At 45.1% G+C, this 20490-nt stretch carries 14 protein-coding genes and 1 riboswitch; of the genes, 7 read left to right on the forward strand and 7 right to left on the reverse strand.

Annotated features, from left to right (window positions below):
* Positions 1 to 57: 57 nt before the first annotated feature.
* Together L876_RS0108545 and ribB are read right to left on the reverse strand one after the other, a co-directional pair.
* The gene (locus L876_RS0108545) at positions 58 to 3288 is read right to left on the reverse strand and encodes an EAL domain-containing protein (RefSeq protein WP_028763423.1); all 3231 of its coding nucleotides are present in this window, start codon (positions 3286 to 3288) and stop codon (positions 58 to 60) included.
* Positions 3289 to 3598: 310 nt separating this feature from the next.
* Positions 3599 to 4252: a 3,4-dihydroxy-2-butanone-4-phosphate synthase gene (gene ribB / locus L876_RS0108550; protein ID WP_028763424.1), complete on the reverse strand. Its 654-nt coding sequence runs from the start codon at positions 4250 to 4252 to the stop codon at positions 3599 to 3601.
* A gap of 169 nt (positions 4253 to 4421) precedes the next feature.
* Positions 4422 to 4630, reverse strand: a riboswitch (FMN riboswitch).
* Positions 4631 to 4773: 143 nt separating this feature from the next.
* Here ribB and L876_RS0108555 point away from each other — a divergent pair.
* The 4 genes from L876_RS0108555 to L876_RS21410 all read left to right on the forward strand — a co-directional run bounded on the left by L876_RS0108555 (position 4774) and on the right by L876_RS21410 (position 9069).
* On the forward strand, positions 4774 to 6834 hold the full coding sequence (locus L876_RS0108555; protein ID WP_028763425.1) for a S9 family peptidase: 2061 nt from the start codon (positions 4774 to 4776) through the stop codon (positions 6832 to 6834).
* Positions 6835 to 6838: 4 nt separating this feature from the next.
* On the forward strand, positions 6839 to 7135 hold the full coding sequence (locus L876_RS0108560; protein WP_175427337.1) for a GIY-YIG nuclease family protein: 297 nt from the start codon (positions 6839 to 6841) through the stop codon (positions 7133 to 7135).
* Between the two features lie 167 nt (positions 7136 to 7302).
* Positions 7303 to 8127, forward strand: coding sequence for a phosphatase PAP2 family protein (locus L876_RS21405; RefSeq protein ID WP_051413040.1), 825 nt, complete (start codon positions 7303 to 7305; stop codon positions 8125 to 8127).
* 114 nt (positions 8128 to 8241) lie between these two features.
* On the forward strand, positions 8242 to 9069 hold the full coding sequence (locus L876_RS21410; protein ID WP_081730660.1) for a phosphatase PAP2 family protein: 828 nt from the start codon (positions 8242 to 8244) through the stop codon (positions 9067 to 9069).
* A gap of 68 nt (positions 9070 to 9137) precedes the next feature.
* Here the strand turns inward: L876_RS21410 and L876_RS0108575 are convergent, their stop codons facing one another.
* Positions 9138 to 9905, reverse strand: coding sequence for a DUF4097 family beta strand repeat-containing protein (locus L876_RS0108575; RefSeq protein WP_028763427.1), 768 nt, complete (start codon positions 9903 to 9905; stop codon positions 9138 to 9140).
* Positions 9906 to 10122: 217 nt separating this feature from the next.
* Between L876_RS0108575 and L876_RS0108580 the strand changes: the two genes are divergently transcribed.
* The gene (locus L876_RS0108580) at positions 10123 to 10905 is read left to right on the forward strand and encodes a class I SAM-dependent methyltransferase (RefSeq protein ID WP_028763428.1); all 783 of its coding nucleotides are present in this window, start codon (positions 10123 to 10125) and stop codon (positions 10903 to 10905) included.
* A 39-nt stretch (positions 10906 to 10944) separates the two neighbouring features.
* On the opposite strand, the gene L876_RS0108585 is transcribed toward L876_RS0108580, so the two are convergent.
* The 3 genes from L876_RS0108585 to L876_RS0108595 form a co-directional block, all read right to left on the reverse strand.
* Positions 10945 to 12783, reverse strand: a complete 1839-nt coding sequence (locus L876_RS0108585; protein WP_028763429.1) for a M14 family metallopeptidase — start codon at positions 12781 to 12783, stop codon at positions 10945 to 10947.
* Between the two features lie 126 nt (positions 12784 to 12909).
* Positions 12910 to 16041 carry an efflux RND transporter permease subunit gene (locus L876_RS0108590; RefSeq protein WP_028763430.1) on the reverse strand — a complete coding sequence of 1044 codons (3132 nt, stop codon included), beginning with the start codon at positions 16039 to 16041 and terminating at the stop codon, positions 12910 to 12912.
* Between the two features lie 9 nt (positions 16042 to 16050).
* Positions 16051 to 17208 carry an efflux RND transporter periplasmic adaptor subunit gene (locus tag L876_RS0108595; protein ID WP_028763431.1) on the reverse strand — a complete coding sequence of 386 codons (1158 nt, stop codon included), beginning with the start codon at positions 17206 to 17208 and terminating at the stop codon, positions 16051 to 16053.
* A 429-nt stretch (positions 17209 to 17637) separates the two neighbouring features.
* Here L876_RS0108595 and L876_RS0108600 point away from each other — a divergent pair, with 429 nt between their 5' ends.
* On the forward strand, positions 17638 to 18393 hold the full coding sequence (locus L876_RS0108600) for a TorF family putative porin (protein WP_028763432.1): 756 nt from the start codon (positions 17638 to 17640) through the stop codon (positions 18391 to 18393).
* 188 nt (positions 18394 to 18581) lie between these two features.
* Here L876_RS0108600 and L876_RS0108605 read toward each other — a convergent pair whose 3' ends face one another.
* Positions 18582 to 19271: a DNA-3-methyladenine glycosylase I gene (locus L876_RS0108605; RefSeq protein ID WP_028763433.1), complete on the reverse strand. Its 690-nt coding sequence runs from the start codon at positions 19269 to 19271 to the stop codon at positions 18582 to 18584.
* A 219-nt stretch (positions 19272 to 19490) separates the two neighbouring features.
* Between L876_RS0108605 and L876_RS0108610 the strand changes: the two genes are divergently transcribed.
* Positions 19491 to 20393: a LysR family transcriptional regulator gene (locus tag L876_RS0108610; protein ID WP_028763434.1), complete on the forward strand. Its 903-nt coding sequence runs from the start codon at positions 19491 to 19493 to the stop codon at positions 20391 to 20393.
* The last annotated feature ends 97 nt before the right edge of the window (positions 20394 to 20490 follow it).

Here is a 20490-nt window from a genome sequence, read left to right on the forward strand (position 1 = left end):
GACTTGTGATTAAGGGCAGCTTAGCTGCCCTTTTTTATTGATGATTTTTGTATACGGCTATGCGGTTTCCCAATTAAGCTCTATCTCTTCAAGCTGCGTTTTAGCTGCATCCGCCAACAACTCAATAATATCCACTTCCGCTAACGGACGAGAAATAAGATAACCTTGAACGTAATCACAGCCTAATCCCTGTAAGAACTCTTGCTGCGCCATATTTTCAACCCCTTCCGCAACCAGCTTCATATCTAAACTTTGGCCCATCATGATAATAGCCTTGATCAGATTAGCATCAGCCTTATCTTCAAGCATATTGTCGACAAAGCTCTTATCTATCTTGATCACAGAGATAGGGAAACGCTTGAGGTAACTCAATGATGAATAGCCCGTACCAAAATCATCTAGGTAGATTTCAACCCCAAGCGCTCTGATAGCATTAAGTGCATTGAGTGCCTGCTCAGTATCTGCCATCAACATAGATTCAGTGATCTCAATATGTAAAGATTGCGGCGCGATATCAAACTTTTGCAGCAAACCATTCAATAAGCAGGCAAATTCATTGGCATGTGAATGCACTAACTGGCGGCTAGATACGTTAATAGCCATATTGATCAGGTAGCCTTTTTCATGCCAGCCCTTCAAGTCACTTAACGCCTGCTGCAACACCCACTCACCTATCGGTTCAATCAGCCCTGTTTCCTCCGCAATAGGGATAAATTGATCAGGCGGTATCAACCCCTTCTTAGGATCAAGCCAACGTACTAAAGCTTCGACAGCGATAATCTGCTCGGTCTGGTTATCGATTATTGGTTGGTAATGAAGACAAAACTCTTGTTGTAATACCGCTCGGCGCAGACTCTGCTCTAACGTGATCCGCTCGAGCATATCTTTGTTCATGTCTGATGAGAAAAAGCTAAAGTTGTTACGACCATCTCCTTTGGCTTGATACATTGCGGTTTCGGCATTGCGCGTCAACACCTCAACTTCTTGGCCATTGGTTGGATAACAGCTGACGCCAATGCTGGCGGAGATCAAGATCTCGTTACGGTTGATGCCAAATGGTGAGGACAAATGAGAAATGATCTGCTCAGCGCGCTCTTCTATACGGCCTTGATGCTCAACATGCCCCATCACCATTACAAACTCATCACCACTTAAACGAGAGACAAAATCATATTGCTCTAGTAAAGATTCAAGTCTTGCTGCGACAATTTGCAATAGCTCGTCACCAATACTGTGGCCGTATATGTCATTGACATATTTAAAGCGATCTAAGTCGATAAAGAGTACTGATACAGAGCAAGATTTTTGCTCGGCAATCTGCAACATCTGTTGCAACCTAACGTTATAAAGCTGACGATTGGGCAGATTAGTTAGCGCATCATAGTTACTCTTATACCAGATATCTTTTTCATATTTCTTGCGGTTACTAATATCAAGAAATAAGCCGATATGCTGGATAACTTCACCCTGTTCGTCTTTCACCACAGTGATGGCAAGATACTCTGGGTAGACTTGCCCATTCTTACGTTTATTCCAAATCTCACCCTGCCATTTACCGTATTGCTTTAGCGACTCCCACATTTGCACATAAAAATGATGTGGCTGCTGATTGGAGTTAAGCAAAGAAGGGCTCCGCCCTTTTACCTCGTCGAAATCATAACCTGTGATTTGGGTAAATGCCGGATTCACCGCCTCGATATGATTATCCTTATTAGTGACCACTATCCCTTCAGCACAATATTTAAATACTGCTTCGGCCACATTAAGTTGACGGTTTGCCTTAAGACGCTCGTTAAGCATAAGGTTCAATGCCTTCGACATCTTGGCAACCTCATCAGTACCGTCCACAGGCACTGTAAGCTGTAAGTCGGTATCTTTAGCCATGCGCTGCATCACAGTGGAGATCGTTGAAATACGCTCGATTAAATTGTTTACGATAAAGCGTCCTACCACAAGCAATAGTATGATGTTACATATGGCAGCAAGCACTCCAAGTAGCAAATAAAACAATGACTCACGCTTCTGCGCTAAGCTAAGCTCCGCGATATTTTCGGTTAATTGGGTACTGGCAGAATATAGGTAAGCAATAGCCTCACTCGACGCTTGCCACCACTCTTCACTGGAAACGATAGGCGTTTGAAACTGCAGTTTACTCAAGGCTTGTAGCATAGGCTCATCATTGAGGCGAACTTGGCGGTCCTGTTCTACTATGGGCACTCCCTCACCCTTTAACCGTACCAGCAAATCTAAATGGCGATGATACTCCTCGACTGTACTAGCAAGCTGTTCTAGGGCACCGAGTTGGCTTGATGTCAGATAACTTAACTGCCTCGCCTCATCTAGCTTAAGCCAAAATTTGTGTAAATTACGCTCGAATGCAGAAATATATTCAGGCTCTCCCCGCAACAGAAAGTTTTTAAAATTATGGATCATCCCACCATAACCCATCGCCTCGCTCATCTGACGCCCCAAGGCGACCAGCGCGATTTGTGATCTCACTTGCTCCCGCATCAAGCTAACCTTATGGCTGGCATCATTATTTAAACTGTTTTGAATAATGGGCAAGTTAGCCTCTAAAGCGGTTGAAACAAGTTCTATTTCGGCTACATCTAACGCACTCTCCACTGAACTCAAGGCTAAATAAGCTGCTGGTTCAACCTTACTTGATGCAAGCAGTCGGTTCATTAACCCCCTTTCTTGCCCAGCCAACTCCTGAATTTTAAGAATATTAATCAAATCATGATAAGACTTGGCCTGCAGTGTATTTTGCGTCCGCATCTGAATTTGGGAAATAATCACTAATAGGTGGTGGGAGAAATCACGGTAAAATTTTTGCGGTTCATCCGCTTTAAGTTGATCGACATCGATACGTGCTTGTTTTAATTCAGCCCGCAATGCTTTTATCTGCTCAAAGTTTTGTTGTAGGTTAACCGCTTGTCTGCTTGCCTGAGCATAAGAGCGATTAAAATCGGCTAATTCGCGGCTATTAAGAAAAACACTAACCTGTTCGTCAGTGATGGTGCGTTGCGCCATCAGGCGTCGATGAAACTGTTCTTGGTCGCTGCCAATATAACCAGCAGAAAGACCACGTTCTTTTTGCACCTCGAAAATGAGCTGCTCAACTTGTTGAGTGATACCTATCGCAAGGGAATTACTCTGTGCTGCAAAGTAGCGTTCGGCGAGTTCAGTCATCCTAAGCGTGCCAAACAGTACAAAAAGTAACATTGGAATAGCCGCAAGCAGAATTAACTTTTGATTCAGGCTAAACCGATTGAGTACAGATGACATCGAAAGCGCTCCTTGCTTGATTATCATGAGAGCAGACGCTTATTTAAAGGTCTGAGATAAGTACCATAGCCGATACTTAGTGTCACTCCTAGTTCACTAAAGTCTAATCTATATCACGGAAAAAGATGCTCAACGTCAAAATAATGACTAAGTCATTATTTTTTAATGCCATTTACTTAATTGTTATCGGTTGCTTTAACACTTTGCAGAAAAATTCATACAAAAGTATGAACTAGAAAAGAGACAAAATTGAAAACAATTTATAAACAAAGAGCCAAATATAGGCTCTTTGTTTATTTTTCCCACCTAATTACCCCGCTTTAGCAACCTGTGATAAGCGATAGCTAACGATATCTTCAATCGTTAGAACAGGCATCTGATGTTTAGTACCAAACGCGATGATTTCGGGCAACCTAGCCATGGTGCCATCAACATTGGTCACTTCACACAACACACCTGCGGCTTTTAAACCAGCTAGCTGCATTAGATCAATCGTGCCTTCAGTATGACCACGGCGCGTTAATACACCACCAGGCTGTGCGCGTAGCGGATAAACATGCCCTGGACGAGCCAGATCTGCTGGGGTAGCACTATCTGCTATCGCCGCTTTAATCGTTGTTACTCTGTCGGCAGCTGAAACTCCAGTGGTAACACCCACTTTTGCCTCAATACTAACGGTAAATGCCGTACCGTATTGGCTCGAGTTATCTTCTACCATAGGTGGCAATTGTAATTGCTGAACTTTTTCATCGGGTAAACATAAGCAGACAATACCGCTGCACTCGCGTATAAGCAGAGCCATCTGCTCATTGGTTAAGTGCTCTGCGGAATAGATAAGATCACCTTCGTTTTCTCGGTCTTCATCGTCAACAACGAGAACACCTTGGCCTGCTCGTAGTGCGGTTAGTGCGGCTTCGACACGAGCATGCGCATCACCAAAACGAGAGAGTAAAGACTGATTCATGGTTAAATCCTTAGTAAGACTAATAAAATGGTTTTTTTCCAGAATCAGGGCGTACAGAAAATCACATCACCGCCCCCATAAGGTTCAGTAACGCTGGATAAGAGTGCACAGTAATCAGTCACAAAGCCACGGCCAATGAGAGACCACAGCATGTAGCGATATTGAGCTCTTATATTCTCTTTCATCCGGACTTAGTGCAGTTAAAACCCTAATTGGTTTAAATGCTCATTACCGTCGGCTCTGGAATACTCTACATGGCGTAAAGGTCACCAGATCTGCTGACCCTAAATCAACATTGATCTAGGCGCTCGCGGGCTTACATCACATTAAGTGACTATCACCGCCGGTGGGGAATCTCACCCCGCCCTGAGAACTTGCTTTCCGGTGAGGAAAGCGACGATATGGTGCGCTTATTTTATTCAAATAACAAGTGAGAGAGTGACAAGCATAACCTAGATCACCTAAGCTCTATTTTTCAGATATTCAGCGGTCCTCTCCATCGACATAAGGTCTTAGTTCAGATGCCATCTATACAACCACCAATTGCCAAAAAGCTGCCTCATCTGCACAAAAACCATGGTATCAATCGTGTCGATAACTATCACTGGATGCGTGATGATAAGCGTGAAGCCCCCGAAGTCTTGGCGCACTTAACCGCTGAAAATGACTATCACCAAGCCAAGTTTGCGCCATTTAAATCACTGCAAACATCACTCTTTGAAGAGTTAATCGGCCGATTAGATAAAGATGAGTCGAGCGCCCCCTACTATTGGCATAATCACTGGTACATGAGCCGCTATCAGCAAGGCGGTGAGTACCCTATCATCTCACGCAAACCACAGTTGACAGACGAGGAGCAGATATTACTCGACGTCAATTTGCGCGCCATGGGTCATGAGTTTTTTGGCTTAGGAGGTTTCAGCGTCAGCCCGGACGAATCCTTGTTGGCTTTCAGCGAAGATACCCTGAGCCGCCGCATCTATACCATTGAGATAAAAGATCTCAATACGGGTCAAATGCTAGCAGATAAGCTAGAGGGCACCGATGGCAGTTTAGTATGGGCCAGTGATAATCTGCACCTATTCTATATTGCCAAAGATCCGCAAACCCTCCTAGGCTATCAAGTATTCCGCCACCAACTAGGCCAACCTCAATCCCAAGACGTACTCGTCTATGAGGAGCAAGATGACAGTTTTTATCTGTCATTATCCAAGACCTTAGATGAAACGCTTATTCTGCTCCACCACGACAGTACAGAAACCACAGCAGTGTCGCTACTCGACAGCCATCAGCCATTAGGTCACTTTATGCCGCTACTTGAACGGGAGCAGGGGCATGAGTACTCAATCGCCAAACGAGGTGAGCAATTGTATATCCTCACCAATTGGGAGGCGGTTAATTTCCGCTTAATGACGGTGTCACGCTCAAAAGCTCATGACAAAGAAAGCTGGCAAGAGGTTATCGGCGCCAAGTCAGGCCGTCGTATTGAAGATGTCCTGCTACTCAGTGACTATCTCGTGGTACAAAGTCGTCAATCGGGTCTGAGCCAGATTGAAGTTCGTCCTTTTAATGGTGAAGCTCACTACCAACTCGCTTTCGATGACCCAGCTTATGTCGTTGGCTTTGATGTCAACCCAAGTCAACATAGTCGTCAACTTCGTATTTTCTACTCCAGTCCCACAACGCCCGAGTCCATCTATCAATACGATCTCAGTCAGCCATCGACAAAGGTTTTGCTCAAACAGGAAAATGTGCTCGGTGACTTTAACCGTGACAATTATCGCGCAGAGCGACTATTTGTTAATGCGCGAGATGGTCAAGCGGTCCCCGTGACTTTAGTCTATCGAATCGACCGGTTTAAAAAAGATGGCACGAACCCACTATACCAATATGGTTACGGTGCATACGGATACACCATAGATGCGGACTTTGACAGCGCCGTCATCAGCTTGCTCGACAGAGGGTTCGTTTATGCCATTGCCCATGTCAGAGGCGGCGAGATGCTCGGCAGGCCATGGTATGACGATGGCCGCTTGTTAAATAAACAAAATAGCTTTAATGATTTTATCGATGTGACCCATGCTCTGGTAAATCAAGGTTATGCCGAACAACATAAAGTGGTCGCCGCTGGCGGCAGTGCCGGAGGCCTATTAATGGGCGGTGTGATAAATCAAGATGCAAACAGTTACTTTGCCGTGGCCGCTCACGTGCCATTTGTCGACATCGTCACGACTATGCTTGATGAGTCACTCCCTTTAACCACCAATGAATATGACGAATGGGGCAACCCTAATGAAGCTGAAGCATTTAACTATATGCTGAGTTATTCGCCCTATGATCAAGTTAAGGCACAAGACTATCCGCACATACTCGTGACCACGGGCTTACACGACTCACAAGTACAGTATTTTGAACCCGCTAAATGGGTGGCAAAACTACGCGAATTAAAAACGGATCGAAACCTGCTGCTTTTCCAAACCGATATGGATGCTGGACACGGTGGGAAAAGTGGCCGATACCGCCATTATCAGGATACCGCCCAAGAGTATGCCTTTTTTATCGGCCTACTAGAGCAGTCTTAAGGGGATGGCAGACTCAATTAAAAACGCAACAGCCATGAGTGATGCTGTGTGGTACTTGTATATGATCCGCTGCCGCCAAGGGCAACTCTATACTGGTATCACTACCGATATAGCGAGACGGTTTAAGGAGCATCAAACCGGTGGTGCCAAAGCCGCCAAATACCTTAAAGGCAAGGGGCCATTAAAGCTCTGTTACCAAGAACAAGTAGGCAACCACTCTGCGGCGCTAAAAAGAGAGATAGTAGTAAAAAAGCTCAACAAGAATGCAAAACTTGCATTGATACAAAGTGATGCAAGCTAAATACCTCTTGGAAATATATTTTTATTAATTATTTTCAACAAGTAACGTAAAAAAATTCGCTAACCCGCTAAATAAATCATGTCATTCTTTAGTATAATGCCAACACCGCTTTACTTGGTGGTAACAATTCATTAATGTAACCTCCCTTTGTGTAATTTAAGATACTAATGGGTATAACATTCCAGGCAACGGCTCAAGGAGTGCCGGCGCAAGATAAGTATCAAGGACGAGAATACATCGGATTATTGTTGGTCATGTTGAGTTTTCATCTGCTGACACTAAACAACGCAACCAATTTAAGTGTGTTCCAACTCTTCAATCAACTGCCTGTTTACCTTCCTGATTGGCTGTTGCTTACCATCACAGATCTTGGCAATGGCGTCACCTTAGGTGTGATCACCCTCTGTTGTATCGTTAAACGTCCTGAATTACTGTTAAGGGTTATTGTGGCGAGTGCTCTATCTCTGATCTTAGTCCCTATGTTAAAACAGTATTTTGATGCACCTCGACCCGCGGTATTGTTAGAGACGCTTAATATTGTTGGTGAAATCAGGTTGAAGCATAGTTTCCCTTCCGGACATACCGCCAGTGCTTTTCTATTTGCTGGTACGCTATTTTTTGCCTATCAACAACGCAGTATTAAGTTGCTAGCCATTAGTTTTGCCACGCTAGTTGGGCTATCACGCTTAGCCGTTGGCGCACATTGGCCACAAGACGTCATTATGGGGGCTTTTGTCGGCTTATTCTGTGCGGCCTGTGCGGCGCAATTACCAAAGCTAACACTCAATCTGCGTAATCACTGTTATCTGTTGAGCTTTCTTTGGTTGGTGCTGGTTATTTGCGAACTCGACAAAAGTTTTGATAAAGAGCTTATTTGGCAAGTATTGTTATTGCGCTGGGGGCTGCTGTGCCTAGCTGGCCTGCTCATTCTTCGACAATATCGCACACTAACTTTTCCTAGTGCTAAACGAAAGCCCCAGTATCCAGCATAAGCAAGGAGCATAGGCGACCTGTACAGCCTAAAACTCGACAATAACCTAGGACATTCACGCTTCCTTCACAACCCACAGGGTAAACTGGTGCCTCAGCATTATGCGAGGCACCTTATGAGTCGTTTATTTTCAAGCAACATAATCTCTACCACTGGCAAGAAAACCTTGCAAAACAGGGCGTTTATAGTACTGCTGTGCACTCTATTTGTTTGTTATCTATTGATGTTAAACCAGCATATTAACTTAGCTGCGTTTAGGCTTATTAATGACAACTCACCAGAAATCTCGCCTTGGCTACAATGGGTTATCACAGATCTTGGCAATGGCGTCACACTAGGTGCGGTTATGCTGTGTTGCTTAATCAAACGCCCAGAGCTAACCCCGCGAGTGCTCTGTGCCAGCATACTATCGCTTGCTTTATTGCCATTACTTAAACAGTATTTCGATGCGCCACGACCAGCAGCCGTATTGGATATACTTAATGTTGTAGGTGAGGTGCGCACCCAGCATAGTTTTCCTTCTGCTCACAGCAGCAGCGCCTTTCTGTTTGCAGGCACTTTAATGCTTGCAGGCCAATTTTCTCGCTACCTATGGCTTTTCATTCTCATGGCATCCATGGCCGCTGTATCACGCGTTTTGGTCGGAGCACACTGGCCCATAGATGTCGTTGCGGGGGCAATGACGGGCCTATCTTGCGCCTATTTTGCGTCACATGTGCCACTGGTTCGTCTACCTAAAAATGCCATATTAATTATATTCTCGGTAATTCTAGTCACACTGATTAGTTGTGAATTATCTGAAAGTATGGATAAAAATATTATTTGGCAGGTTATCGTTATGCGGTGGTCGGTGATAGGTTTGGCTTCAATCTTACTGGTGCCAGAGCTTAAGCGCTATTTTTACATCGAACGTAAACAGCGTGGGGTCATCCCCTCGCTTTAGGAGGGCAGCGGCTAACTTTCTCTTTAGCGTTACACCATCGACAAAAGTTAACCTCCGCGCCGGGAAGTCTAATTCATGCTGACAGGGCCATTAATATTGTTAAAGCTCAAATCCCCCGAACCTGCTTCAATGATATTCAGCCCTTGAGTATTGCTTACTTCGATTCCGCCAGAACCATCATCGATAGTCACTTTGCCTGCAATATCAACAACAGTCATGGCACCCGAACCATCATTGATCACAACATCACCCTTTACTTTGCTAACTTCAATACTGCCAGAGCCATCATCCAGATTGATGTTGCCATCGACATTCGCCAATACAATGCTGCCAGAGCCGTCATCGATCACCACATTTTTGCCACCATCAATGTCAATACTGCCTGAGCCATCTTTGATAATCATGTTGGCATCAATCCCTTTAATATCAATACTGCCTGACCCATCTTCGATATCTAGCATCATGGATGCTGGCACCTTCATGACGATATCAATATAGGGTGATGAGCCATTGAATGACACACGATAAAAGGAGTCAAAATTTGCCACTAGCTTAGCTTGGTCGCCATCACGCATTAAAGTTAGCTCAGGTTCTACGCCGTCATACCCATATATATTCGCTTCTAAGGTGATCTGAGTTAAGCCCTCTACCCCCTCAATGGTCAGTGCACCCGATCCAGTTTCAGCTTCCAGCCCATTCAGACCACTCGCATCTAATGACAACGCTGAGGTTCGATGATAATCAAATGATTCCATGCCAGCACCGTTAACATTAATAATGCAACCGCTTAAACCAAAAGTGAGTGCTGCTGACAATACTAAGGGACGTAAAACCATAATGAATCTTCCTTATTAAATCTTATGAACTGATTTTGTTAGCTATTTTTATCTATTGCAATGAAAAGCTTATTAGCAGAAACCATGCCAACACTGTATCTATATGTTTTAATTATGTTATATTTTCATTAACACCAAATAGAATTAGCAACACCATCACTTAGTTGTGTAAAGCACTAGATCTTGGTGAAAAGCCTAATAGTTAAGGAGACTGTTAATGGACTATCTTGCCTTGAATAAAACGGCATGGGATGAGCGCGCTAAAATCCACCTCGCCTCCAAGTTTTATGATGTGCCAGGCTTCATCGCAGGCAATACCTCGTTGCAAGAAATAGAACTTGAAGCGCTAGATGTGCAAGGCAAAAGCCTGTTGCACCTACAGTGTCACTTTGGGTTAGACACGCTATCTTGGTCACGGCTTGGCGCCAACGTCACAGGTGTTGATCTCTCATCTACCGCCATTGAACAAGCCAGAGCTTTGGCTCGGCAATGCCAACTGCAGGCTGACTTTATCTGTAGTGACATCTATCAAGCCCCTGCCCAGTTGACGCAGCAGTTCGACATTATATATACCTCATACGGCGTATTATGCTGGCTGCCGGACCTGCAACGCTGGGCCGATATCATCGCGGCGGCACTCAAAACTGGTGGGCAGTTTTATATGGCTGAGTTTCATCCGGTACAGGCATTAATGGAAGGCTACAGCTACTTTGCCCAAGCAGAACCTGATGTTGAGCAAGAGGCCACCTACACAGAAAACAGCTCTTCTAAAAAACATACCATGGTGACATGGCCACATTCACTGGCCGATGTCGTCACCGCGCTGTTAAACGCGGGCCTTGAGATAACCGCACTCAAAGAGTTTGACTTTAGCCCTTACGATGCGTTCGAAGGACTCGTTGAAGGCCAAACATCGAGTGAACGCCCCCGATACTATCTAGTGCACCAAGGACAAAATGTACCACTTGTCTACACAGTGTCTGCAATAAAAAACCGATAAAAAAGCAGGCTTGGCCTGCTTTTTTATTAACCTAGCATCCTAATTACGTAATACCGGATAAGCTAAATAGGCTCGGTCATAATAAGGGCTGCGTTCATAAAACCAACGCAGCCTTGCTTGAGCATCACTAGCAAAAGCAGTATCTTGCAACGCCTTATCAAACTCCGCCAGCAAGCTTGGATCTTCCGCTAACATCTTGGCAGCCATTGGCTCAACAGCGTAATGTTCAATGTATTCTGTCCGCGTAAAGATAGGGTTGAAAAATCCCCATTGGAACAGCGAGTCTGGCGATTGAGGTTCGAGTAGTAAAATAGCCAGATCCCCAAGCGGTTGTCGCGTGTCAATTTTGACAGTACCAGCTGGTAGCTGGGTGGTCACAACCTTAGATGAGACCTCAGCTGTCACACGCTGACGTCCTTCATAATCTTGGCGGGCAAACTGCGGTGCACTAAACTGATACTGGCTTAATGAGATCGACTTAGACTGCTCAAGCTTGGTCATACGAATGCCATGGAGCTCGAGTCGCCCGATCACCTCAGTCCATTGTGGGGGAATATAGTATGTTGATGGACGGTTGACCTTAATATCGGCCAATGTATTACCGATCACAGGTAAGTTTTTATAGAGCTTAGGTTTGCCACTCCAGCGCACAACCTGTTCGCCACTAATCACGCTATCTTCTAGCGTGTAATCAATACCTTTAAAATCCCACCCAGCTTTCTGCTGTTCTGATTGCCAGGTTAGCGTTAGTCGCTCGCTATATCGATAACTATCTTGCTTAATGGCAGACTTAAGCGTCGTTGCTTGTTCACCCACTAATTTAAGCGTTGCTTCAAGCATCACATACGTCCCTAAAACCCTTTGCTTAAAAGGTTTTAGACTATGATTTTCAATTAAGATAGTGGGAAGATGCCGTGCATCACCATAACCATTAGAGAAGCGTGGACTGGCATTCCATAAAGATAGACCTTTGCTCATATCACGGTTATCCATGGCAAACACCAGCGGTCCGGGTTGATGCCCCTGACTTTGCAGCGACGCCTCGACAAAGGGACGGTATTGCTTATCTAACCAGCGAAAACTCGCAGGACTTAAACCTTGAGCAAGGTTGTAGCCGAAAGTAACGTCGTACTGATAATCGATGCCATCGGTGACATGCACATCAATATAAAGATCTGGTTGCCACTGATTAATCGCTATCAGCATATGCTGCATCTCTAGGGTATCAGCCTTAGCATAATCTCGATTGAGGTTAAGGTTATTTGCCGTGGTGCGCCATCCCATATCAACAGGACCACGCTGATTAACACGGTTAAACTGGCTACTACGCTCGTGGCCATCCACGCTAAAAATCGGCACAAACAGTAAGTTTGCCTGTTCGAGTAGTGCACCTTTATTTCCCAGAACAATATCTCGCAGCAGCATCATACCCGCGTCTTTACCATCAATTTCGCCCGCATGAATCCCAGCCTGAACCATCACTGTCGGCTTGTTATTAGCCGCTAAGCTCTCTGGCGTTTTGGCACCATTATCCGAGGCAATAATCATCCAGATATCACGCCCCTGAGGACTCTTCCCCAATGACACTTTTTTCAATTTGTCGGTTTGAGCAATTAACTTATCGAGCCAAGCAAAGGTTTCAACGTAGCTTGGGCTGGTTTTCAGCCCATCGCGTTCAAAAGGGGTCGCCCACTCATCATCGGCGGCCATTAACAGGGATTCGCTGTCACCATGCCATGGCTCCATTGGTGGCAAAATCGCATCATTAATATATGTATTGGCTAACTGTGGGGTTGTTTCGGACTGCACGTCGGCACCGAGCACATAATAGCTGTTAACGCAGAGCAGCAAAGCGAGGGTTTTAGGGAGCGCACGCATGATATATTTACCTAAAGGCTTATTATTAGGCAGATATCTTTAATGAAAACCTGCTTGAGTGCAACACCCAAACAGCAATAAAAAGCCCAGCAGATGCTGGGCTTGTTGTGCTTAGTAATCGTCGACTTACTTGTCGCTACTCGACGCACCTTTTCTTTCTCGCTTACTGAAAATACGCTCAACAATAACGAAGAAGATAGGGATAAAGAAGATCCCCATAAAGGTTGAGCTCATCATGCCACCCAATACCGCAGTACCAATCGCATTCTGGCTACCAGAACCAACGCCACTACTAATCGCAAGCGGCACAACCCCTAAACCAAAGGCAAGAGAAGTCATCAAGATTGGACGTAAACGAACTCGCACCGCATGCAGGGTCGCTTCAACCAAACCTGCACCTTTTTCATAGAACTCTTTAGCAAATTCCACAATCAAAATGGCGTTTTTCGTCGCAAGCCCCACAGTCGTTAGCAGACCAACCTGGAAGAATACGTCGTTAGGCAGACCACGACCATTCATCGCAATAAGCGCTCCGATAATCCCTAGCGGCACCACGAGGATAACGGCAAACGGTACTGACCAACTCTCGTACAGGGCAGCCAAAACAAGGAATACGACAATAATAGAGAGAGCGTAAAGCATTGGCGCTTGGTTGCCAGAGAGGCGCTCCTCGTAAGACAAGCCGTTCCACTCAACACCAAACCCTGGTGGTAACTGTTTAACCATATCTTCGATAATATTCATCGCCTCACCCGTGCTGAATCCAGGCGCAACACCACCTTGAATATTCATCGCAGGTAAACCGTTGAAACGCTCAAGTCTTGGCGAACCAAACTCCCAGGTCCCTGTTGCAAAGGCAGAGAAAGGCACCATCTCACCATTGGCATTTCTCACATACCAAGAGTCGATATCTTCAGGTTGCATACGGTAATCGGCATCGCCTTGAACATACACTTTCTTCACACGTCCACGGTCAATAAAGTCATTAACATAATTACCACCCCATGCCGTACCCAACACACTGTTTACAGAGTCGATGTCGATACCAAGCGCACGCAACTTGGCGTGATCAATATGGATCTGGTACAAAGGCGCATCTTCTTGACCATTAGGGCGAACCCCAACTAGGTTAGGGTTTTGTGATGCCATACCAAGCAGCATATTACGCGCTTCAACCAACTTATCATGGCCTTGACCATTTCTATCTTGCAGATAGAAGTCAAAACCGTTCGCTGTACCTAACTCGATAACCGCAGGTGGGACAAAGGCAAATACAAAAGCTTCTTTCATCTGCATAAACATGCCCATGGCACGTCCTGCAACAGATTGCACATCTTGACCTGGGTTTTGACGTTCTGACCAATCTTTAAGACCAACGAACGCGATACCCATATTTTGGCCATTACCCGCAAAACTGAAGCCCGATACACTAAAGACAGACTTAACATTGTCACCTTCAGCATTGAGGTAAAAGTCAGTCACATCTTCCAGCACATTCTGCGTGGCTTCTTGGGTCGAGTTCACCGGCAAAATCGCTTGAGTAAACAAAATACCCTGATCTTCGTCGGGTAAAAAAGCGGTTGGCATACGCATAAAGATCCAACCCACGGCGACAGTAATGGCTAAAAACACCATCATAGTACGACCCGCACGTTTAATCATGGCTGCCACGCCAGCTTCATAGCGCGATGTTAACGCATCAAACTTACGGTTAAACCATCCGAAGAAGCCGGTTTTTGCATGGCTCTCGCCCTTAGCAATAGGCTTCAACATAGTGGCACATAGTGCAGGTGTGAGAATGATAGCAACCATGACCGACAGTGCCATCGCGGAGACAATGGTAATAGAGAACTGTCGATAAATAACCCCGGTTGAGCCTGACATAAATGCCATAGGCACAAACACGGCGCTAAGCGTTAAACCAATACCCACCAGAGCACCAGTGATCTGGTCCATCGACTTCTTCGTCGCCTCGATGGGACTCAGTCCCTCCTCCTGCATTACCCGCTCAACGTTTTCCACCACAACAATCGCATCATCCACCAACAAACCGATCGCCAGTACCATAGCAAACATGGTTAAGGTGTTAATTGAGAAACCTGCTGCCGACAAAATAGCAAAGGTTCCCAAGAGCACCACAGGCACCGCAATCGTAGGAATAAGCGTTGCGCGAAAGTTCTGCAAGAACAGATACATGATCAAAAATACTAAGACCACGGCTTCGAGTAGCGTATGCACAACCCCTTCAATTGATTTTTCAACGAAAGGTGTCGTGTCATAGGGGTACACCACCTCCATCCCTGCTGGGAAGAAAGGCTTAAGCTCATCAATTTTTTCGCGCACCAATTCTGCGGTAGCGAGTGCGTTGGCCCCCGTCGCTAACTGAATACCGATACCCGCTGCAGGCTTACCATTATAGAAAGATTCGACGGCGTAACTTTCTGCACCTAACTCCACTCGCGCCACATCTTCTAGAAAGACCTTAGCCCCTGAAGTATCAGCCTTAATAATGATCTTTTTAAATTGGTCGGCCGTCTGCAATCGGCTTTGTGCCGAGACAGTCGCATTGAGCTCTTGTCCTGCAACCGATGGCGAGCCCCCTAATTGCCCGGCAGAGACTTGTGCATTTTGCTCACGAATCGACGAGATAATATCTTGACTGGTTAAGTTATATTGTGTCAGTTTTAACGGATCTAACCAGATTCGCATCGCATACTGTGCGCCAAATAACTGGATAGTCCCCACGCCTGGTACACGACTTAGCGGATCTTGAATGTTAGAGCCTACGTAGTCAGAGATATCGTTTTTATCTAAAGAGCCATCTTCTGATACAAAGCCTGCAACCATCAAAAAGCCCGCACTCGACTTAGCAACGTTTACACCTTGAGCCTGAACCTCTTGTGGCAACAAAGGCATCGCAAGCTGTAACTTGTTTTGTACCTGCACCTGCGCAATATCAGGATCGGCTTCGGCGTTAAAGGTTAAGGTGATCTGTGCATTACCAAAACTATCACTGGTCGAAGAGATATAGCGCAAGTTATCAAGACCCGTCATGCGTTGCTCAATCACCTGAGTGACCGAATCTTCCATGGTCTTAGCTGATGCACCTGGGTATACCGCACTAATCACCACCGAAGGGGGCGCAATACTAGGGTATTGCGAAACGGGCAAACCAAAGATGGATAGCACCCCCGCCATCATCACAATGATGGCGATTACCCAAGCAAAAATAGGGCGATCAATAAAGAAACGTGCCATGATTACACCCTATTTCTGTTGTTGTGCTTGAGGTTGCTTGTCTGCAACCAAAGGACCAGCTTTAACTGCCATACCTGGACGGATTTTCTGCAGACCTTCAACGATAAGCTCGTCTCCCACAGCTAATCCATCAGTAATTCGCCACTGGTTGTTAATCACTTCAGCAGTCGTCACCACACGTGAAGCCACTTTTCCTTCGCCATCAATCACCATGGCAACAGCTTGGCCCTTCGTATTGCGAGTAATCGCCCGTTGTGGCACCAAAATCGCCTGTGGATCCGTACCTGTATTCAGCACAGCTCGGACATACATGCCTGGCATAAGCACACCATCAGGGTTAGGGAACTCAGCTCGTAAAATCACTGAGCCAGTATTTTCATTCACACTCACTTCAGCAAACTGTAACGTACCCGTTTGGCCATAAGTCGTGCCATCTTCCAGAATGAGTTGAACATCGGCGTTTTCAGCCGCTTCTAACTGACCCGCTTTTAACTTGGCTTTTAAACGTAGTAGTTGCGCACTTGATTGAGCAATTTCAATATTGATCGGATCAAGCTGCTGAATAGTCGCCAAAGTTTGGCTCTGATTCGCCGTAACAAGTGCCCCTGCGGTGATAGAAGATTTACCCACGCGCCCAGAAATAGGAGCACGAACTTCAGTGTACTCGAGGTTTATTTTTGCTGTATTAATAGCGGCTTCAGCAACGGTAACGCGCGCCATCGCCTCTTTGTAAGCAGCATCAGCTTCATCATAATCTTGTTCACTGATAGAGTTTAATTTAACCAGCTTTTCAAATCGTAGCGCCTTTGCTTTCGCAGAAACTAAACCCGCCTGTGCACTCTTTAAGTCTGCTTTTGCACTGACCAACGCCGCTTTATAGGTAGATGAATCAATTTGATAGAGAGACTGACCCTTTACCACATCTTTACCTTCAACGAAGCCACGATTAATGATAATCCCGCTGACTTGGGGACGAACTTCGGCTTCTAAATACGCCTTACTGCGACCAGGTAACTCAACCAAGATAGATTGAGGTTCGGCAACGACAGTGACAGAACCAACTTCCATAGGTCCTCGGTCCTGTGGACCTTGTTCAGGCTTTTGCTCACACCCTGTTATCCATAACGCCACACTTAACACTGAGGCAATTTTCACTATTTGCCGCATGATAACTCCTAATTTGAGCTGCCAAACAAGATTTTCTCGAGCAGTTGATAGTACTTTCGAGCTACATTGTGGGAGCATAATTTTCTGTTAAAATTCTGAAGGTCTATTTATCTCATACCCATGGCTAGGCAACAAGAATTACAGCCGGGTGATTTTGTAAGTTAATGCAAATTTTTATATGAAACCATCGAGTCATGTTAATTTTTAGTGAAACAATGGGTTCTGCGCAGCCGCTTGCAACAACCATGTAGACAAAGTGTAAATAAAAAGCACTTAACATGCTTAGCTATCTCCATGTTAAACATCAAGTTAAACCACTCCTATTCATAAGTTTTCATATTTGTTTTCTGTTAGTTCATTCTCGGCCCAAAGGCTGTTCATAAGTTCGGCATATATTGCTTACAACAGCCAAAACAACAGCGACATGAGATGATGATTATGAACAAGACAAGCCCACTAAAAAGTGCACTAGTAATAGGTAGTTTTTTACTATCCGCGACCTCTATTGCCCACGCAGAGGATAATCAAGTATTAGGTGGAACCCTCACAGGCAACCTAACTTTTGCTTCTGACTATGTATTTCGTGGTGAATCTGAAACCATGGATGGCGACGTTCCGGTTGTTCAAGGCACATTAGGATGGGGTAACGATGATGGTTGGTATGGCGGCGTTTTTGCCTCAAACATCAAATTTGCCGATCCGAACCTTGAAATAGTCACCGCCCCTTATATTGGTAAAGCTGGTGAGTTTGGCGACAGCGGTTTTACCTATGATGTGATGGTATTTTCATACCTTTACCCTGGCGCTTCGTACTCTAACTACACTGAGTTATGGATGAAAGTCGGCAAACAATTCGGCCAAGCCAACATTCAACTTGAAGTCACACCAACAATTGATGATTGGTTTGGCGTTGATGGATGGCAAGGCGTTAACTACTCCATTCACCCAAGCTATCAATTTGATAATGGACTTAAGGTGTCAGGTAGTGTGGGCTATCAAGATCTAGATGGTGACGGAGCCGAAGGTTGGGGCCACTGGAACTTAGGTGTCAGCAAGATGTTTGCTGGTCTTAGTTTCGATTTGAGATATCACGGAAGCACCGTTGATGAAACTCATAAAGTTTATGGTACACAAACGAAAATTTTTGATGACCGTGTGGTTATCGGTATTAACAAGAGCTTTTAATCGGTTCTAGTTAGCGCACTTTGCTTTATCTCTACATTTCCTGCATACCTTTGCCAGCCCCTACGGGCTGGCTTTTTTGTATAAGGATATACTTATCCCTGGTGTCCAAGGACGGACATTGAAGGGGTTTGTATAAGGATCCCCCCCTATAGTCTGGTGTCCGAGGATAAGCATCTAACCAACAAACGTTAAAGACGGTTGTCACCTACACTGCAGGCTACTATCCGACTAATGTGCGCCAAGCTCAGCCCTGATTCTTGTTGCCATGTCGTAAATACCGCCTGCACCTGCTTTAACCCTCCTTTTGAGGTAAAACCATAATCAATCAACTTATTCGCAGTAAAGTAACCTTTAACATCCTCGGTCAACAAAAAAGTGTCTTTGCCGATCGCACGTAAAAAATAGGGACCAGTATTGCCGCCCAGCCGATTACCTAAGCGCTTTAACTCCGCCCACAATCCAGTAATATTATCGCTTGGCCAATCGGCGATAAACTCAGCAAAGCTACCATGTTGTAAGGCGAGTTCATGTACCATCAGGGCATTATCATAAATCGCCATGGTCTTCTTAAGGTGACGAATAAGCTCACTGTCACTCGCTCTTTGTTGCAGTTGCTCAGGAGAGAGCATTAGTACTTTATGGGGTTCGAAATCAAAAAATGCCCGCTCATAAGCAGGCCATTTATTATCGACAATTCGCCAAACAAAGCCGCATTGAAACACTTTCCGGCTCAACTCAGACAATAATTCAGCGTCACTGTATTGTGCAATTTCTGCCACATTGTTCGATTGAGGCAACAGTGACTGCAGCGATTGCTCACCGCCTTTGCGCTCACATGCACGCTGATGAATGGTGGCGAATGATTCTAAATGTGTCATAACTATCTCTAAATGATATTGGCGATACCAAGTTACAAAACTTGTTATTAGTACCCTATTAATACTGAAAAGCCAAAGATAACGATCATCACCGCACTTAAAATAAATGCCAATATTCACGCTCAACTTTGACTTATTAGATAATATACGTAATAAATAAGTGTGACACTTAGGTGTTTGATAACCACATATAAACAATAGTTGGCTGAGGACTCGTTTATGGACGCATCACAACTCTACCGAATGCTGGTTTTTGCCAGTGTTGTCGAGCAGGGGTCATTAACTGCCGCCGCAGAAACACTTGGCATCAGTCGCTCCATGGTCAGCCAACATCTAAAGCGTCTCGAGAACCGATGCCAACTAAGCCTTTTGCATCGAACCACACGTAAGATATCCCTGACCCAAGAGGGACAACAGTTTTACCATTATTGCGCCGAACTCCTCAAACTTGCCAAGCAAGCGGAAGCGGCAATCATTCCTAATGATGAACAACTCCAGGGCAGTATCAAAATCGCTGCACCTGTTGCCATAGGTGAACTAGCCCTAGCAGCGTTATTAAAAGAGTTTCATAAGCGCTATCCCAAAATACACGTCTCACTGCAGCTAGAAGATAGAAAATTAGATCAGCTTGAGCATCACATCGATATCGCAATTCAGACTGGTCAGCCAGACAATGAAGAGTTAGTGGCCATTAAGTTGGCCCAGTACGACGACTACCTTGTGGCAAGCCCTGAATATATTGCGAATCATGGTGCGCCACTCCACCCTGATAACCTAAATCACCATCAATGGATAATGCAAAGCGCCAATCAGCTACCAAGACGTTGTCAATTCGATAATAGTGATGGTGAAAAATTTACACTACAGCTCACACCATTTATCAACTGCAACACCAGTTTAGGCTGCCTTAAATTGGTCAAAGAGGGACTTGGACTAGCCATGTTGCCAGAACATATTGTCAAACAGCCCTTACAGGCAGAAAAGTTAGTACGTTTATTACCTGACTATCATTTAGGCCGAGGTGGGATTTTTGCGGTGCATAGTTATCAAGATGTGGTGCCAGCAAGAATTAAGGCAATGCTCGCTTTTATGGAGCAACGCCTCTACCGTGATACACCTTAGGCATAAGCTGTAATAGAAGAGCCTTCATAATTGATATGTGGGCTACAAAATTACCACCACTAAAGCTAAAGCGAGCTACAGTTAAACGATGATTAGC

The organism is Shewanella colwelliana ATCC 39565 (assembly GCF_000518705.1).
Lineage (GTDB): Bacteria > Pseudomonadota > Gammaproteobacteria > Enterobacterales > Shewanellaceae > Shewanella > Shewanella colwelliana.

What these genes read in the sequence shown, in the direction of transcription:
- L876_RS0108545 (WP_028763423.1), bottom strand. Translation starts at nt 3,288, where the DNA reads ATGTCATCTGTACTCAATCGGTTTAGCCTGAATCAAAAGTTAATTCTG.
- ribB (WP_028763424.1), bottom strand. Translation starts at nt 4,252, where the DNA reads ATGAATCAGTCTTTACTCTCTCGTTTTGGTGATGCGCATGCTCGTGTC.
- L876_RS0108555 (WP_028763425.1), top strand. Translation starts at nt 4,774, where the DNA reads ATGCCATCTATACAACCACCAATTGCCAAAAAGCTGCCTCATCTGCAC.
- L876_RS0108560 (WP_175427337.1), top strand. Translation starts at nt 6,839, where the DNA reads ATGGCAGACTCAATTAAAAACGCAACAGCCATGAGTGATGCTGTGTGG.
- L876_RS21405 (WP_051413040.1), top strand. Translation starts at nt 7,303, where the DNA reads ATGGGTATAACATTCCAGGCAACGGCTCAAGGAGTGCCGGCGCAAGAT.
- L876_RS21410 (WP_081730660.1), top strand. Translation starts at nt 8,242, where the DNA reads ATGAGTCGTTTATTTTCAAGCAACATAATCTCTACCACTGGCAAGAAA.
- L876_RS0108575 (WP_028763427.1), bottom strand. Translation starts at nt 9,905, where the DNA reads ATGGTTTTACGTCCCTTAGTATTGTCAGCAGCACTCACTTTTGGTTTA.
- L876_RS0108580 (WP_028763428.1), top strand. Translation starts at nt 10,123, where the DNA reads ATGGACTATCTTGCCTTGAATAAAACGGCATGGGATGAGCGCGCTAAA.
- L876_RS0108585 (WP_028763429.1), bottom strand. Translation starts at nt 12,783, where the DNA reads ATGCGTGCGCTCCCTAAAACCCTCGCTTTGCTGCTCTGCGTTAACAGC.
- L876_RS0108590 (WP_028763430.1), bottom strand. Translation starts at nt 16,041, where the DNA reads ATGGCACGTTTCTTTATTGATCGCCCTATTTTTGCTTGGGTAATCGCC.
- L876_RS0108595 (WP_028763431.1), bottom strand. Translation starts at nt 17,208, where the DNA reads ATGCGGCAAATAGTGAAAATTGCCTCAGTGTTAAGTGTGGCGTTATGG.
- L876_RS0108600 (WP_028763432.1), top strand. Translation starts at nt 17,638, where the DNA reads ATGATGATTATGAACAAGACAAGCCCACTAAAAAGTGCACTAGTAATA.
- L876_RS0108605 (WP_028763433.1), bottom strand. Translation starts at nt 19,271, where the DNA reads ATGACACATTTAGAATCATTCGCCACCATTCATCAGCGTGCATGTGAG.
- L876_RS0108610 (WP_028763434.1), top strand. Translation starts at nt 19,491, where the DNA reads ATGGACGCATCACAACTCTACCGAATGCTGGTTTTTGCCAGTGTTGTC.